Source organism: Streptomyces cyaneochromogenes, from assembly GCF_003963535.1.
In the GTDB taxonomy this organism is placed as follows: domain Bacteria; phylum Actinomycetota; class Actinomycetes; order Streptomycetales; family Streptomycetaceae; genus Streptomyces; species Streptomyces shaanxiensis.
The window spans coordinates 4,391,936-4,408,380 of record NZ_CP034539.1 but is presented as its reverse complement, the minus strand read 5'-3'; the positions used below and the strand labels follow the sequence as shown (position 1 = coordinate 4,408,380).

Genomic DNA, 16,445 nt, shown 5'->3' with positions numbered 1-16,445 from the left:
GGTCCCCAGGACCCCCCCGGCCCCCGCTGAACCGGCGGAGCCCGACCGTATGCTCGAAGGATGACGACTTCCGCGACCTCCGGAACCGGCTCGACCCCTGGCCCGACCGAGAACTCCATGCGTCGCGCCCTCAAACGCGCCCGGGACGGCGTCGCCCTCGACGTCTCCGAGGCCGCCGTCCTGCTGCAGGCCCGCGGCGAGGCACTCGGCGACCTCGTCGCCTCCGCCGGCCGGGTGCGCGACGCGGGCCTCGAAGCCGCCGGCCGGCCCGGCGTCATCACGTACTCGAAGAGTGTCTTCATCCCCCTCACCCGGCTGTGCCGTGACAAGTGCCACTACTGCACCTTCGTCACCGTCCCCGGCAAGCTGCGCCGCGCAGGGCACGGGATGTTCATGTCCCCGGACGAGGTCCTCGACATCGCCCGCAAGGGCGCCGCCCTCGGCTGCAAGGAAGCCCTCATCACCCTCGGCGACAAGCCCGAGGACCGCTGGCCGGAGGCGCGCGAGTGGCTCGACGCGCACGGTTACGACGACACCATCGCCTACGTCCGCGCCATCTCCATCCGCATCCTGGAGGAGACGGGCCTGCTGCCCCACCTCAACCCGGGCGTCATGACCTGGACAGACTTCCAGCGACTGAAGCCCGTCGCCCCGTCGATGGGCATGATGCTGGAGACCACCGCGACCCGCCTCTGGTCGGAACCCGGCGGCCCGCACTACGGCTCCCCGGACAAGGAACCCGCCGTACGCATGCGCGTCCTGGAGGACGCCGGCCGTTCCTCCGTGCCCTTCACGTCCGGGATCCTGATCGGGATCGGTGAGACGTACGAGGAGCGGGCGGACTCCCTGTTCGCGCTGCGCCGGGTCTCCCGGGCCTACCACGGCATCCAGGAACTCATCATCCAGAACTTCCGCGCAAAGCCCGACACCGCGATGCGCGGCATGCCGGACGCGGAACTCGACGAACTGGTCGCCACGGTGGCGGTGGCACGGCTCATCATGGGCCCGTCCGCCTGCCTGCAGGCCCCGCCCAACCTCGTCGACTCCGAGTACGAGCGGCTCATCCGGGCCGGGATCGACGACTGGGGCGGGGTGTCGCCGCTCACCATCGACCACGTCAACCCCGAACGGCCGTGGCCGCAGATCGAGGAACTGGCCGAGCGGTCGGCGGCCGTCGGCTTCGAGCTGCGGGAACGTCTCTGCGTGTACCCGGAGTTCGTCCAGCGCGGCGAGCCCTGGCTGGACCCGCGGCTGCGTCCGCACGTGCGCGCGCTCGCCGACCCGCGGACGGGCCTGGCCCTGGCGGACGCGACCGTCGAGGGGCACCCGTGGCAGGAGCCGGAGGAGGCCTTCGAGGCGTCCGGCCGCACCGACCTGCACCGCACCATCGACACCGAGGGCCGTACGTCCGACCGCCGCGACGACTTCGACGAGGTGTACGGCGACTGGGGTGCCCTGCGTGAGGCGGCCGCCCCCGGCATGGTGCCGCAGCGCATCGACACCGACGTCCGCCAGGCGCTGCGCGTCGCGGCCGACGACCCGACCCGGGTGACCGACGACGAGGCCCTCGCCCTGCTGCACGCGGACGGCCCGGCGCTGGACGCGCTGTGCGCGGTGGCGGACGACGTCCGCAAGTCGGCGGTCGGCGACGACGTCACGTACATCGTCACCCGGAACATCAACTTCACCAACGTCTGCTACACGGGCTGCCGCTTCTGCGCCTTCGCGCAACGCCGCACGGACGCCGACGCCTACACGCTCTCCCTGGACCAGGTGGCGGACCGCGCCCAACAGGCCTGGGACGTGGGCGCGGTGGAGGTCTGCATGCAGGGCGGCATCCACCCGGACCTGCCCGGGACGGCGTACTTCGACATCGCGAAGGCGGTGAAGGACCGCGTCCCCGGCATGCACGTCCACGCGTTCTCGCCCATGGAGGTCGTGAACGGCGCGACCCGTACCGGCATGTCCATCCGCGAGTGGCTGACGGCGGCGAAGGAGGCGGGCCTGGACTCCATCCCGGGCACCGCCGCCGAGATCCTCGACGACGAGGTCCGCTGGGTCCTGACCAAGGGCAAGCTGCCGACGGCGACGTGGATCGAGGTGATCACCACGGCGCACGAGGTCGGCCTCAGGTCGTCCTCGACCATGATGTACGGCCACGTCGACCAGCCCCGCCACTGGCTCGGCCATCTGCGCACCCTGGCCGGCATCCAGCAACGCACGGGCGGCTTCACGGAGTTCGTGACCCTGCCGTTCATCCACACCAACGCGCCGGTGTACCTGGCGGGCATCGCCCGCCCCGGCCCGACGACCCGCGACAACCGCGCGGTCACGGCGATGGCCCGCCTCCTGCTGCACCCCTGGATCCCCAACATCCAGACCAGCTGGGTGAAGCTGGGCACGGAGGGCGCGGCCGAGATGCTCCGCTCCGGCGCCAACGACCTGGGTGGCACCCTGATGGAGGAGACGATCTCGCGGATGGCGGGTTCGTCGTACGGCTCCTACAAGTCGGTACGCGACCTGATCACCGTCGCCGAAACCGCCGGCCGCCCGGCCAGGCCCCGTACGACGCTGTACGGCGAGGTGCCCGAGGAGCGGCAGCGGGCCGCGGCGGCGTCGGACGGGCATCTGCCGGAGCTGTTGCCGGTGCTGGACTGAGGAGGAGCGTGCCGCGGGGGTCGGTACGATGATCCGACCCCCGCTGGAGGGGGCCGTAGCGTTCCGTAGCGTTTCATAGCCTTCCGTAGCCGAGGAGATGCGTGCCCGTGCCTGCTCCCAAGGTCTGGGTGACCGGTCTGACGGTGGGTGCGACAGCCGCCGTCGCCGTTCTCGCCGTGCAGGCCGACAAGGGGCCGCATCCGACGGCCGCGGCGGCCCGGCCGAGTGCGTCGGCGTCGGCGGGTGCGAGTCCCGCGCCGACCAAGTCCGCCGGGCCCGTCGCCGTGCCGGACGGCTCGGGTACGGGGGCGCGGATCGTCTACTCCCTCGGCCAGAAGCGGGTCTGGCTGGTCGACGCGAGCGACGCGGCCCGCCGTACCTTCACCGTCTGGCCGGGCACGGTGAGCCCGGACCTCGGCAGCTACACGGTGTCGTCCCGCAACGAGGCCACCACCGGCTCGGACGGCGTGGAGATCGAGAACATCGTCTACTTCGCGGCGAAGTCCGGTATCTCCATAGCCTTCTCCAACGCCGTGGACGGCTCCTCGCCGCCGCCCGCCGAGGGCAAGCAGACCGGCGGGGTCCGGATGCGGGCGGCCGACGGGGCGGCGTTGTGGACGTTCGGGGAGACGGGTACGACCGTGGTCGTGGTCAAGTAGGAGTCGTAGGAGGCCGCTGCATCCTTCGATGTAGGGCAGGTTCGGCTTCGCTCATGACGATCGGCGCCGGTGCCGCCGTGACGATGGATGCATGACGCACACGGACGCCACGGTCTCGCGGACATCGGAGTCCGCGCGGCCCACCGGACGACGGCTTCCCCTCCTCGACGTACTGCGCGGGGCGGCCATCCTGGGCACGCTGATGACGAACGTATGGATCTTCACCGGTCCCGGGGCGGAGTGGGGCGCCTTGCAGTCGGATTCGGGCGAGCCGTCGTTCGGGTCGGCCGCGGGGGCCGTCGAAGGCACGTTCAGCGTGCTGGCGAACGGCAAGTTCCTTTCGCTGCTGACGATCCTGTTCGGCGTCGGGCTGGCCATCCAGTACGGCTCGGCGGCGCGCCGCGGGCAGCCGTGGCCGGGGCGCTACCGGTGGCGGGCGCTGTTCCTGTTCGGCGAGGGCACGGTGCACTTCGTCCTGGTCTTCGCGTGGGACGTGCTGATGGGGTACGCGGTCACCGCACTGCTCGTCGCCTGGCTGCTGACCCGCTCCGAGCGGGCGCAGCGGCGGGTGATGTGGTGGGCGGCGGGGGCGCATCTGACGGTGATCGGCCTGCTGACGGCGGGCCTGGCCCTCTCGGACGACGACGGCGGCGGCACCGTCTCCCAGGACGTCGTCGACCTGTACGCGCACGGCGGCTACCCCGACCAGATCGCCTTCCGCCTGGAGAACGCGATCGCCCTGCGCATGGAGCCGGTGCTGACCTTCTTCCTGCTGGTCTTCCTGTTCCTGCTGGGCGTCCGGCTGTTCCGCGCGGGGGCGTTCGGCGCGGACGAGACCGGGCGGCGGCTGCGCGCCCGTCTGCTGGCGTGGGGGATCGGCCTCGGGCTGCCGCTCAACGTGGCGGCGGTACTGGCCGGTCCGGACCTGTTCCTGCTGGCCCGCTACGGCACCGCCCCGCTGCTGGCCCTCGGGTACATCGGGCTGATCGGTGCCGTGGTGGACCGGGTACGGCGGCCGGGCCCGCTGATGACGGGCCTGACCTCCGTCGGCCGGACCGCCCTGTCCGGCTACGTTCTCCAGAACGTGCTGTGCGTGCTGATCTCGTACGGCATCGGGCTGGGCCTCGCGCAGCGGCTGGACGACACGGGCCCGTGGTGGGTCGTGGGCCTCTGGGTCACGGTCTGCGCGGTGCTGATGGTGGGCTCCACGCTGTGGCTGCGGCGGTTCTCGGCAGGGCCCCTGGAGTCGGTCCAGAAATGGGCCCTGCGCCACTGACACCGGTCAGGCGTCGGCCTGTCGTCCCTGCCCGAAGGGCAGGTGGTTGACGATCAGCACGATCCCGCTGAACAGGAACACCCGGGTCGCCGCGTCGAGCCCGTTCCAGTCCCCGGACTGCCACATCGAGAACCACTCCCCGCCGATCGCGATGAACCCGGCGCCGAACAGCAGCATCAGCATCAGCAGGCCGTAGGTGGAGAAGCGGCGGGCACGCGAGTCGTCCCGGCGGAACCAGAGCCAGGTGCCGTATATGAGCACGAGGGCGGCGACGGTCTCCCAGACGATGATGGCGACGTACGCCGCGTCCTGAAGTCCCTTGCTGGTGATGGCTCTCCACATCAGGTCCTCGTCCTTGAACGTGGTGTCCATCGCCAGGACGTGCCGCACGAACTGCTGGTTCGTCCCGAAATCGGTGATGTTCCCGAAGGCGACGAGGGTGATGTAGAGGGCGGCGGTCGCCGTGAGGAGGGTGGCGGCGAGGCGGAGGGCGGTGCGTGGGGGTGTCGTAGGCATGATGGTCATCTTCCCTGTGCGGGCCGTGTGTTCGGAACGCATTGAGCCAGAATCGATGTGAGCCAGAATCGGAGCGAGGCTTTCGGGCGACCGGCTGCGGGGTACGGGGGTGCGGGTGAGGACGACACGGCCGTCGATGCAGGAGCTGATCGCGCGGCGCAGACGTGCCGGGTTCGTGGGCCGCAGCGACGAACGGGCCGTGTTCCGGGCGAACTTCGAGGTTGGGCCGGAGGACGAGCGGCACCGGTTCCTGTTTCATGTGCACGGGAATGCGGGGGTCGGGAAGACCTTCCTGGTCCGGGAGTGGGAGCAACTGGCCCGGGAGAAGGGGGCGCTCACCGCCTACGTCGACGAGACCGTCGGCAGTGTGCCGGAGGCGATGACGATGATCAGTCGTCAGTTCGCCGCACAGGGGCACAGGTTCAAGGACCTGGAGCGGCTGCTGGCCGCCCATCGGGAGCGACGGCACGAGGCGGAGGCCGCTGCCGCCGCGCTGGAGCCCGAGCCGCAGGGACCGTCGGCCGGCAGCACGGCCGTGGTGCGGGCCGGGTTGGTGGGGCTGGGCATGGTGCCGGGGGTCGGCGCTTTCGCCGGGGCGCTGGACGCGGCCCAACTCGCGCAGGGCGCCGATCGGTTGCGGGCCGGGCTCAGTGTCCGCTTCCGTAACCAGGACGACGTGCAGCTGGTGCTGTCACCGGAGCGCGTACTCACGCCGGCGCTGCTCACGGAGCTGTCCGACGCGGCATCGGCTGCGCCGTGGATCGTCCTGTTCTTCGACACCTACGAACGCACCGGCCCGTTCCTCGACGGCTGGCTGCACGAGGTGATGACCACCGACCGCCACGGCACGCTGCCCGCCACGGTCGTCGTGGTCACCGCCGGCCAGCACCCCTTCGACACCGCCCGCTGGGCCGGCTTCGCCGACTTCATGACCGACGTACCGCTCGGCCCGTTCACGGAGGCCGAGGCGCGCGGTCTGCTCGCGGACAAGGGTGTGGTGGCCGAACCGGTCGTCGAGGAGGTGCTCCGCCTCACCGGCGGGCTCCCCGTGCTGGTCTCGACCCTGGCCGAGCAGCGTCCCAGTGGCCCGGACGACATAGGTGACCCCAGCACCACGGCCGTCGAACGCTTCCTGAAGTGGGAGCAGGATCCCGTCCGCAAGGCGGTGGCCCTCGCCTGCGCGCTGCCCCGGCGCCTCGACGTGGATGTCTTCCGGGCGGCCGTGGAATGCGCGGACGAGGACGTCGACCCGCTCTTCGGCTGGCTGCGGGGCCTGGCGTTCGTGGACGACCGCGGGGACCGGCTGCGCTATCACGACCTGGTGCGTGAGCCGATGCTCCGGATGCAGCGGCGGCGCTCTCCCCGAGGGTGGTCCGAGCGTCACGAGAGGCTCGCGGGAGTCTTCGGGCGCTGGCGCGAGGAGGCGGCGAGTGGCCTGCGCGCCTATACGGAGTGGGAGGACGAGCCGTGGCGCGAGCTGCGGTTGGAGGAGACGTACCACTCGCTGTGCGCCCGCCCGCGCACCGCGCTCGGCGGGGCACTGCGGGATCTGGTGTGGGTGTGCGCCGCGGACGAGGTGGCCGGTCGCCGCTGGGCGCGGATGCTGGCGGAGGCGGGCGACGCGACGGACGACCCCACCCTGCGCGAGTGGGGCCGACTGCTGCGCGAGGCGCTCGCGGACGACGCGACCGCGATGGCCGAGCTGGCTGACCTCGTCCTGTCCCGTCCCGGGCTGGACGCGCACGGGCGGGCGGTCGCGTACACGTTCCGGGCGAGGGAACTGCGCCACGCGGGCAAGTACGAGCTGTCCCTGGCCGATTCCGGCCGGGCGATCGAGCTCGATCCGGAGCTGACCCCGGCCTACGCCGGCCGGGGTCTTGCCCACCGAGCCCTCCATGACTTCCCGGCGGCGCTGGCCGCCCTCGACCGCGCGGACGAGCTGACCCCCGACGATGAGTGGATCATCGCCGAGCGGGCGCAGACCTGCCGGATGGCGGGCCGTTTCGAGGAAGCCGTCGCCGGCTTCGACCGGGCTGTCGCCCTCGACCCGACCGATCCGGCGTTTCTGACCGCCAGAGGGGTGTGCCGACAGGAGCTCGGGCAGTACGACGAGGCACTCGCCGACTTCGATCAGGCGCTGAGCCTCGACGAGGACCACGTGTGGCCGCTCGTGCGCAGAGCGCGGCTGCGCCGGATACGGGGGGAGTGGGACGAGGCGTTCGCGGACTTCGACCGCGCTGTCCGCATCGCGCCCGACTCTCCCTGGGCGGCCTCGGAACGCGGTGACGCCTACCGGCTCACGGGCAGGTTCGAGGAGGCCGTCACCGAGCTCGGCCGGGCGATCGCCCTCAGGCCCGACTACAGCTCGGCGCTCGCGAGCCGCGGCTGGACCCAGCATGAGCTGGGCCGGCACGAGGAAGCTCTGGCCGATCTCGGCCGTGCCATCGAGCTGGAGCCCGACTACACCTGGGCGTTGGTCATGCGAGCCCAGGTGAGGGACGGACTGGATGACCAGGAGGGCAGGTTCGAGGACCTTCGGCGAGCCGCCGAGGTGGACACGGCAGGCGGATGGGCCGCCGGTGAGCTGGGCCATGCCTACTGGCTCACCGGCCGCTACGACGAGGCGCTCACCGCATTCCACCGGGCACTGGAACAGGATCCGGACTACGGGTGGGCCTACGGCCGGCGGGCGCGAGTCCGTCTGGCGATCGGGCGGAGCGAGCAGGCTCTCGCCGACCTGGACCGGTGCATCGCTCTGGAGTCGGAGACGGACTGGGCCCGCCGCACGGCCATCGAGGTGCTGGTGCTCTGCGGCCGTCGGGAGGAGGCGTCCGTCCGTCTGGCCGACGCGGAAGGGGCCGGGGCACCCGACGCCGACCTGGACGATCTGCGCATCGAGATGCACCGTCACAGCGGACGCTGGGCGCAGGCGCGACGGATCGCTGAGCGGCTGCGCGAGGCGGAGCCGCTCACCGGTACCTTCCAACTGGCCTCGACCGTGAGCCGGTCCGAGGGACTGCGGGCCGCGGAACCCCTCTGGCGGGAGTTGGCGCGCTTGGTGCACGAGGACGATGAGCTGGGGGAGCTGGAACGCGCCCAGGCACGGTGCTTCATCGCCTGCGCCCTCGCCGAGTGGTCCGAGGCCGATCAAGGGCTGGCCGGCCTCCTGGCCATGGAGCCCGGCTGGGACGAGCTGGCGAGGCTCGCCGCCGTCCTCACCGACATCCTGGACAGCCCCGACGCGGACGCCACCCACCTCGCCCCTCGCCTGGCGGCGGTCACCGAGGCCTGCGAGGCGGTGCGGGCGCGTTACGCGGGGACCGGCGGCACCTGACATCGGGTGGCGCAGGGCTGGCGTCAATCTGGCGTCGCTCGGTGCCATCCGGTGCCACTTTGCGCCTCAGAAGGCGTGTGGGTGTACGTGGTGCCACATTCGCCCAGGTGGGTGCCGGTGTGTTTGTGCAGGTCGGAAGGGTGCTCTCGAGGGCCGCACCAGGAATGGCGCCTCGCGGCTTGCGGGTGGCGCCAGTGTGGTGCCATGATGGCGTCATGGACCTCACCCCGTATGTCGACACCCTCCGCCGCGAACTCGCGGTGGCCGCCGAGGCGGGCGGCGACGAAGCCCGCGAGCTGGCAGAGAGGCTCACCGCTCCCCTGGAGTCGGCGACCCGGCTGACCATGCTCAACGTGCTCTCCGCCGCGATGGACGAGATCACCCGCGAACTCGCCCCCGGCTCGGTCGACGTACGGCTGCGCGGGCTCGACCCCGACTTCGTGGTGACACCACCGCCCACCTACGACCGTGCTCCCGAGGAGCGGGCCGCGCCCGCCGAACCGCTCAGGGCCCCGGCCGAGGGCGACGAGAGCGGCACCGCCCGGGTCAACCTGCGTCTGCCGGCCCACCTCAAGGCGCGCGCCGAGGAGGCCGCGAGCCGCGAGGGGCTGTCGGTCAACGCGTGGCTGGTGCGGGCCGTGTCGGCCGCGGTCGACGGCGGCACGCGGCCGCGTACGCCGGAGAAGGCCCAGACCTTCGGACAGAGCTTCACGGGCTGGGTGCGCTAGCCGCGCCTGCGCCCGCACCACTTCACCCACACCACGTCCCACCAGCGGGGACGTTCCCATGACTCAAGAGGACGGGACAGCCATGCCTTCTTTCGACACTCCTGAACCGATCTCGGCCACGGCGCGCGTGGAGGCCGGTTCCATCCAGTTCACCGCGAGCGACCGCCGCGACACCGTCGTCGAGGTACGGCCCCGCAACCCGAAGAAGGACCTGGACGTACGGACGGCCGACCAGACCGAGGTCACGTACCTGAGCGGCGTGCTGACGATCACGACGCCCAAGTCCAACCTGTTCGGCCTGCGCACCGGCGTCGTCGACGTGTCGGTCGACCTGCCCACGGGCTCGCGCGTCGACCTGAGCGGCGCCTGGACCCAGGTGCTCGGCGAGGGCCGGCTCGGTGAGGTCCGCGTAAAGACCTCGTCCGGTGACGTCCGCCTCGACACGGCAGGCCCGCTGAACCTGACCGCCGCGCACGGGTCGATCACCGTGGACCGGGTCGAGGGCGCGGCCGAGATCACCACCAGCTCCGGCAGCCTGCGCGTCGGCGTCGTCGACGGCCCCGCCGTCCTGAAGAACTCGCACGGCACCACGACCGTCGATGCCGTGACCGGCGAGCTGCGAGTGAGCGGGGCCAACGGCGACATCGAGATCCGGCGCGCGGCGGACTCGGTCACCGCCACCACCGCCCACGGCACCCTGCGCGTGGGTGAAGTGACCCGCGGCACCGTCCAGTTGGAGACCTCCTACGGTGCCATCGACGTCGGCGTCCGCGAGGGCACGGCCGCCTGGCTCGACGTCCACGCGGGCTCCGGCCAGGTGCGCAACGCGCTCACCGAGTCCGGGGCACCGGAGGGGACCGAGGACACCGTCAAGATCCGGGCCCGCACCCGGCACGGCAACATCGACGTCCGCCGCGCCCGGCCCTGACCCTCCGCGCTCACCCTCACCCACCCCCCTCATCGCACCCCTTCATCACGCCCCTTCATCACACCCTCGAACGGGAGGGCCCCGTGCCTTCATCTGTCATGCCCACGACGAGTCGATCCGACGGCCACCCATCCCCCGCCGCCGTCTCCACCATCGGCCTGCGCAAGTCGTACGGCGACAAGACCGTCCTCGACGGCATCGACCTGCACATCCCGGCCGGCTCGGTCTTCGCGCTGCTCGGGCCCAACGGAGCCGGCAAGACCACCGCCGTGAAGATCCTGTCCACCCTCGTCTCCGCCGACGGCGGGCAGGCCCAGGTCGCGGGCCACGACGTCGCCGCGGCACCGGACGGAGTGCGTGCCGCCATCGGCGTCACCGGGCAGTTCTCCGCCGTCGACGGGCTGATCACCGGTGAGGAGAACATGCTCCTCATGGCGGACCTGCACCACCTGTCCAAGCGGGAGGGGCGGCGGGTCACCGCCGAGCTTCTGGAGCGGTTCGACCTCGTCGAGGCCGCCAAGAAGCCCGCCCAGAGCTACTCCGGCGGCATGAAGCGCCGCCTCGACATCGCCATGACCCTGGTCGGCGATCCGCGGATCATCTTCCTCGACGAGCCGACCACCGGTCTCGACCCGCGCAGTCGGCACAACATGTGGCAGATCATCCGCGAGCTCGTCTCCGACGGCGTCACCGTCTTCCTCACCACGCAGTACCTGGAGGAGGCCGACGAACTCGCCGACCGGATCGCGGTGCTGAACGACGGCCGGATCGCCGCCGAGGGCACCGCCGAGGAGCTCAAGCGGCTGATCCCCGGCGGACATGTGCGGCTCCGCTTCTGCGACCCCTCCGCGTACCGGTCCGCGGCCGAGGCCCTGCGTGAGGTCACCCGGGACGACGAGGCGCTCGCGCTGCAGATCCCCAGCGACGGCAGCCAGCGTGAGCTGCGCTCCATCCTCGACTGGCTGGACTCGCTCGGCATCGAGGCGGACGAGCTGACCGTGCACACCCCCGACCTCGACGACGTGTTCTTCGCCCTGACCAGTTCCACCGTGCCGAGCCCGCGCGGCCGCCGCGACCAGCCCAAGGACGCCCGATGAGCACCCTTTCCCTCACCCTGCGCGACTCGTCCACGATGCTGCGCCGCAACCTCCTGCACATGCGGCGCTACCCGTCCCTCACCCTGAACCTGCTGCTCACGCCGGTGATGATGCTGCTGCTCTTCGCCTACGTCTTCGGCGACGTGATGAGCGCGGGCATCACCGGCGGCGGGGCGGACCGGTCCCGGTACCTCGCGTATCTCGTCCCGGGCATCCTGATGCTGACCATCGGCGGCACCACGATCGGCAGCGCGGTGTCCGTCGCCATGGATATGACCGAGGGCATCATCGCCCGCTTCCGCACGATGGCGATCCACCGTGGGTCCGTGCTCATCGGGCACGTCGTCGGCAGCGTGCTGCAGTGCTTGATGAGCGTGGTGCTGGTCGGGGCCGTCGCGGTGGCCATCGGCTTCCGGGCCAAGGACGCGACCGCCCTGGAGTGGCTCCTGGCGGTGGGCCTGCTGGCGCTCGTCTCCCTGTCGCTCACCTGGATCGCGGTCGGGATGGGCCTGTCCAGCCCGAACGCCGAGGCGGCCGGCAACAACGCCCTGCCGCTGATGATCCTCCCGCTCCTGTCGAGCGCCTTCGTACCGGTCGACGCGATGCCCGGCTGGTTCCGCCCGATCGCCGAGTACCAGCCGTTCACCCCGGCCATCGAGACCGTACGAGGCCTCCTGCTCGGCACCGAGATCGGCCACAACGGCTGGCTGGCCGTGGCCTGGTGCCTGGGCCTGACCGCGCTCGGCTACCTCTGGTCCAGGTCACTGTTCGGCCGCGACCCGAAGTAGCGCACGGCCACGGGAGGCGAGGCGGCGTACACCGGCACCGGGGCGGTGTACGCCGCCGACGTCACTTGACCGCTTGAGCCCACTTCGGGCACACCTCGCATACCGATCAGCCCCCTGAACCGATCGTCTCCGGTCGATTACAGTGGCGAACTGTCGAACGGCCGGACGGTGCCACGGGGAGGTCCTGATGAGTGCGACAGCCGGCGCCGTCTGGGGCCGAACCGAACAGCAGGACTTCCGCAGCCGGGTGCGCGGGACGCTGCTGGGCGCGGCCGTCGGGGACGCCCTCGGAGCGCCGGTCGACGGGCTCGGGCTGGAGGAGATCCAGGAGCAGTACGGCGCCGAGGGCCTGGTCGATCTCGGGTTCGGGTACGGGCGGCGCGGTGCCGTGAGTCACCTCACCCAGCTCACCCTCTTCTCCGTGGACGGGCTGATAAGAGCCCAGGTCAGACGGGACACAGGCGCCTGGCATCCGCCCACCGACGTGCACCGGGCGTATCTGCGCTGGGCCGCCACGCAGCGCGACTGGGGGCCCGACGAGCGCCGTAAGGACGACGGCTGGCTGGCGCGCGAGGAGTGGCTGTACGCGCGCCGGGATCCCACGCGCGCCCTCCTGCTCGGCCTCGGTGACGACACCATGGGCACGCTGGAGTCGCCCAAGAACACCGCCGAGCTCGGGCCCGAGGCCGTCGCCCGGTCCGCGCCGTTCGGGCTGCTCGTCGGGTGGGAGCCGCAGCTCGTCGTCCAGCTCGCCGTGGAGTGCGCGACGCAGACCCACGGACACCCCGTCGCCTACCTGTCGGCGGGCGCGTACGCCGTGATCGTGCACGGGCTCGCCTGCGGGGAGAGCCTCGACGGCGCCGTGCAGCGGGCGCGCGCCCTGCTCGCCCTGCGGCCCGGGCACGAGCCCGTGTCGGACGCGTTGCAGCACGCGCTCGGTGCCGTACGGCAGGGCATGCCCACCCCGGCCCGGGTGGAGGAGCTCGCGGCCGACGGCTCGGCGGACGGACTGCTCGCGGCCGCCGTGTACTGCGCCCTGGTCGGCGAGGACGTCCGGCACGGCCTGTGCCTCGCCGTGAACCACGACGGCCCTTCCGCCGCCGCGGGCGCCCTCACCGGCGGCCTGCTCGGCGCCCTGCACGGCGAGACGGCTCTGCCCCCGGCCTGGCTGGCCGAACTGGAGGGCCGCCCCACCATCCTCGAACTCGCCGACGACTTCGCCATGGAGATGACCCAGGGGCCGGCCCTGCACGGGCCGGGGGGCTCGTCTCCGGGGTGGCTGGCCAGATATCCGCGGGCCTAGGGAGCATGGTGGGGGCGACAGGGGACACGGTGGGGGCGACAGGGAACACGGTGGGGGCGACAGGGAACACGGTGGGGGCGACGGGGAACACGGTCGTGCGGACCGTCATATGGCTGGTGCTGTCGATCGTGGCTCTCGTCGCGGGAGTGGTGATGGCCTTCGAGGTCCAGGGAGCGCTGGAGCGGGAGCGGGAGTTCCGTGCCGCGCCGAAGTGCGCCTCCGTCCCGGTGACGGCTTCGGGGTGCCTGTGGGAGCAGGACTTCACCGTTCGGAAGGCGGATTTGAACCGCGGTAGGAGAAACGGGCCACCGGAGGCGGAGCTGCTCCTGCCGACCGGCAAACCGTGGGGGGTGACGTTCCGGGACACGGATCCGGTGGTCTCGGAGATGGAGCCGGGCGACAAGGTCGTCGGGCTGATCTGGCACGGTCAGGTCGTCGAGGTCCGGGACGCCGACGGACGGCGGCAGCAGACCTCTACCGGGCCCGTGGGGTGGCCCGAGGACCGCCTCGGCGGCGCGCTCGCCTGTATCGCGTTCGGCCTGCCCGCCCTGGTCGGATCGCTGTGGCCGCTCTTCGCACGGGGCAACCGGCGGCACGCGAAGGCGGCGACCGTGGTGCGGTGGCACGGCGTCGGTATCGGCGGCGCGGCCATCCTGACGCTCTGGGCGCAGTCGGCCAACGACTGGCCGATGTGGGCGATCCCGGCGATCTGGGGGCCGCTCGCGCTGCTCCTCCTGGCGTCCATGGTGGCCTTCGTCCTGGCCGCCCTGCGCGGAGACCTGGACGACGACGTCCCGTCCGAGCCGACCCTGACCGGCTGATCACCCGGGTGGCCCTCGGGAGGGGTCCCGATCACCCGCTGGTACTCCCTGGTGTGCCCTCTCCCCCTACTCCTCCAGCCAGGGAGTTCCCATGTACCGCTCCTCCGTAGGTGTCCTGGCCCTCGTGCTGCTCCTGGCCGGCTGCGGTTCCGCGTCGGACGGCGCCGCCTCCGCCGATCCGCGCCCCTCCGGCTCCGTCACCGCATCGTCGGCGACCGACGATCCGCCCCCGACGCCCACCCCTTCGGCACCGCCCTCGACCGCACCGCCCTCGACTCCGCCGACCGCGGCCGACGGCACCCGGTACTCGGTGTGTGCGGACGGCACCTGCGAGGTCCGGGTGACCAAGGAGGCCGGCGTGCCGGTGCCGGTGCCGGAGCGGTTCGGTCTCGGCCCGGTCATGGTGTCGGCGATCAGTGGCGGGACGGTCACGCTGATCGCCCCGCTGACCGGGTCGGAGTTCTCCTCCGACGGCGGGTGCGAGGCGTCCTTCACCGGACCGGGGGCGGGTTCCTCCGCGTTCGCGCAGATGACGTGCGACAGGGGCGCGAAGGCGGTGGTCAACCGGATGGGACTTCAGGTGGTCCACGTGGGTGACGGGGCCGCCATCCTCCGTATCAGCCCCGCGGCGTGACCGGGGCCGGTGTGGGTGTCGCCCGGAGGACGACGCTCACACCGGCACGGGCGGTCAGTCCTTCGCGCGCGTGCCCACCGCGTCCTCCACGCCGTCCGCCGGCGCGGAATCCGGCACCGCGGCCGCCGCGGCCCCGTCGCCGTCCGTGTTGATGCGCTCGACGATCGCGAGCCGCTCCGGGGTGTCCTCCGGCTTGATGAAACCGATGAGGATGTACAGGACCAGCGAGACGGCCAGCGGGATGGAGACCTGGTACTGAAGCGGTACGCCGCCCTCGATCTGCCAGCTGATCGGGTAGTTGACCAGCCAGAAGGCGAGCAGGCCCATCGACCAGCTGGTGAGCGCGGCCGTGGGGCCGGAGCGGCGGAACGGCCGCAGCAGGCCCAGCATCATCGGGATCGCCATCGGGCCCATCAGACCGGCGACCCACTTGATGACGACGGTGATGATGTCCTTGAACGTGGGGGAGTTGACCTGGGTCGCCGCCGCCATGGACAGGCCGAGGAAGACGACGGTCGTGATCCGGGCGACCCGCAGCCCTTGCCCCTCGCTCCAGGTCCGCGCCCGGCGCCAGATCACCGGCGCGCAGTCCCGGGTGAACACGGCGGCGATGGCGTTGGCGTCGGAGGAGCACATGGCCATGGTGTGCGAGAAGAAACCGACGATGACGAGGCCCAACAGGCCGTGTGGGAGCAGCTGTTCGGTCATGAGGCCGTACGAGTCCGAGCCGTCCGTCTTCTGCGACTCGACCAGCAGCGGCGACATCCACATCGGGAAGAACAGCACCACCGGCCAGACCAGCCACAGCAGCGCCGACAGCCGCGCCGAGCGCTCGGCCTCGTACGGAGTGGCCGTGGCCATGTAGCGCTGGGCCTGGTTGAGCATGCCGCCGTTGTACTCGAAGAGCTTGATGAAGAGGAAGGCGAGGAGGAACACGGTCCCGTAGGGGCCGACCAGCGGCTCACCGTGGCCCTGCAGCTCCGGACGGTCCCAGGCGTCGAGGAAGCCGATGCCCTTGTCGTTCAGTTCCATGATCACCGCGATGAACATCGCGACGCCGGCCAGCAACTGGATCACGAACTGGCCGAGTTCGGTCAGCGCGTCCGCCCAGAGCCCGCCGATGGTGCAGTAGACCGCCGTGATGCCGCCGGTGATGAGGATGCCCTGGTTCAGCGACACACCCGTGAACACCGACAGCAGCGTGGCGATGGCGGCCCACTTCGCGCCCACGTCCACGATCTTCAGCAGCATGCCGGACCAGGCCAGCGCCTGCTGGGTCTTCAGGTCGTAACGGTTCTTCAGATACTCCAGCGGAGAGGCCACATGGAGCCGTGAGCGCAGCCGGTTGATGTGCGGCGCGAACAGCTTCGAGCCGATCGCGATGCCGAGCGCGATGGGGAAGGACCAGGTGACGAAGGACGTGACGCCGTAGGTGTAGGCGATGCCCGCGTACCCGGTGAACATCACCGCGCTGTATCCGGACATGTGGTGCGAGATCCCGGACAGCCACCACGGCATCTTGCCGCCCGCGGTGAAGAAGTCGCTGACGTTGTCCACCCGCTTGTGCGACCAGACGCCGATCGCCACCATCACGCCGAAGTAGCCGATGAGCACGGCCCAGTCGAGACCGTTCATGTGCGCCCTCCCAGGGTTCAGCCCGCGCTCATCCTGGGCGCCGCCGCGTGAACACGACAAGTGAGCGT

Annotated in this window: 13 protein-coding genes; 11 read left to right on the top strand and 2 right to left on the bottom strand. The window is 71.4% G+C overall.

Translation table 11 applies throughout. The annotated features are described in order from the left end of the window. Positions 1-60 precede the first annotated feature (60 nt). From EJ357_RS19745 to EJ357_RS19735, 3 genes are all read left to right on the top strand, one after another. Positions 61-2,658 (top strand): bifunctional FO biosynthesis protein CofGH, encoded by a 2,598-nt coding sequence (locus EJ357_RS19745; RefSeq protein ID WP_126392931.1) that lies wholly within the window; start codon positions 61-63, stop codon positions 2,656-2,658. A 107-nt stretch (positions 2,659-2,765) separates the two neighbouring features. Beyond that, positions 2,766-3,317 carry a hypothetical protein gene (locus EJ357_RS19740; protein ID WP_126392930.1) on the top strand — a complete coding sequence of 184 codons (552 nt, stop codon included), beginning with the start codon at positions 2,766-2,768 and terminating at the stop codon, positions 3,315-3,317. Between the two features lie 91 nt (positions 3,318-3,408). Further along, positions 3,409-4,593 (top strand): DUF418 domain-containing protein, encoded by a 1,185-nt coding sequence (locus EJ357_RS19735; protein ID WP_126392929.1) that lies wholly within the window; start codon positions 3,409-3,411, stop codon positions 4,591-4,593. A 6-nt stretch (positions 4,594-4,599) separates the two neighbouring features. Here EJ357_RS19735 and EJ357_RS19730 read toward each other — a convergent pair whose 3' ends face one another. Further along, positions 4,600-5,109, bottom strand: coding sequence for a DUF2165 domain-containing protein (locus tag EJ357_RS19730; protein WP_126392928.1), 510 nt, complete (start codon positions 5,107-5,109; stop codon positions 4,600-4,602). A gap of 136 nt (positions 5,110-5,245) precedes the next feature. Between EJ357_RS19730 and EJ357_RS19725 the strand changes: the two genes are divergently transcribed. The 8 genes from EJ357_RS19725 (at position 5,246) to EJ357_RS49395 (ending at position 14,742) form a co-directional block, all read left to right on the top strand. Then, complete coding sequence (locus EJ357_RS19725; protein WP_175647445.1) at positions 5,246-8,443, top strand: tetratricopeptide repeat protein; 3,198 nt, start codon at positions 5,246-5,248, stop codon at positions 8,441-8,443. A 215-nt stretch (positions 8,444-8,658) separates the two neighbouring features. Continuing rightward, positions 8,659-9,171 (top strand): toxin-antitoxin system HicB family antitoxin, encoded by a 513-nt coding sequence (locus tag EJ357_RS19720; RefSeq protein WP_126392926.1) that lies wholly within the window; start codon positions 8,659-8,661, stop codon positions 9,169-9,171. Between the two features lie 82 nt (positions 9,172-9,253). Beyond that, positions 9,254-10,099, top strand: coding sequence for a DUF4097 family beta strand repeat-containing protein (locus EJ357_RS19715; RefSeq protein ID WP_126392925.1), 846 nt, complete (start codon positions 9,254-9,256; stop codon positions 10,097-10,099). A 98-nt stretch (positions 10,100-10,197) separates the two neighbouring features. Next, positions 10,198-11,196, top strand: a complete 999-nt coding sequence (locus EJ357_RS19710; protein ID WP_126392924.1) for an ATP-binding cassette domain-containing protein — start codon at positions 10,198-10,200, stop codon at positions 11,194-11,196. Further along, the gene (locus EJ357_RS19705; protein ID WP_126392923.1) at positions 11,193-11,984 is read left to right on the top strand and encodes an ABC transporter permease; all 792 of its coding nucleotides are present in this window, start codon (positions 11,193-11,195) and stop codon (positions 11,982-11,984) included. Before EJ357_RS19710 ends, EJ357_RS19705 begins: the two co-directional genes overlap by 4 nt. Before the next feature lie 187 nt (positions 11,985-12,171). Continuing rightward, positions 12,172-13,287 (top strand): ADP-ribosylglycohydrolase family protein, encoded by a 1,116-nt coding sequence (locus tag EJ357_RS19700; protein ID WP_126392922.1) that lies wholly within the window; start codon positions 12,172-12,174, stop codon positions 13,285-13,287. Between the two features lie 95 nt (positions 13,288-13,382). After that, positions 13,383-14,108: a hypothetical protein gene (locus EJ357_RS19695; RefSeq protein WP_228473099.1), complete on the top strand. Its 726-nt coding sequence runs from the start codon at positions 13,383-13,385 to the stop codon at positions 14,106-14,108. A gap of 91 nt (positions 14,109-14,199) precedes the next feature. Beyond that, the gene (locus tag EJ357_RS49395) at positions 14,200-14,742 is read left to right on the top strand and encodes a hypothetical protein (protein ID WP_228473098.1); all 543 of its coding nucleotides are present in this window, start codon (positions 14,200-14,202) and stop codon (positions 14,740-14,742) included. Positions 14,743-14,796: 54 nt separating this feature from the next. Here EJ357_RS49395 and EJ357_RS19680 read toward each other — a convergent pair whose 3' ends face one another. Continuing rightward, a complete protein-coding gene (locus EJ357_RS19680; protein WP_126392920.1) occupies positions 14,797-16,377 on the bottom strand; it encodes a sodium:solute symporter family protein in 1,581 nt (526 codons plus the stop codon). Positions 16,378-16,445: the final 68 nt, after the last annotated feature.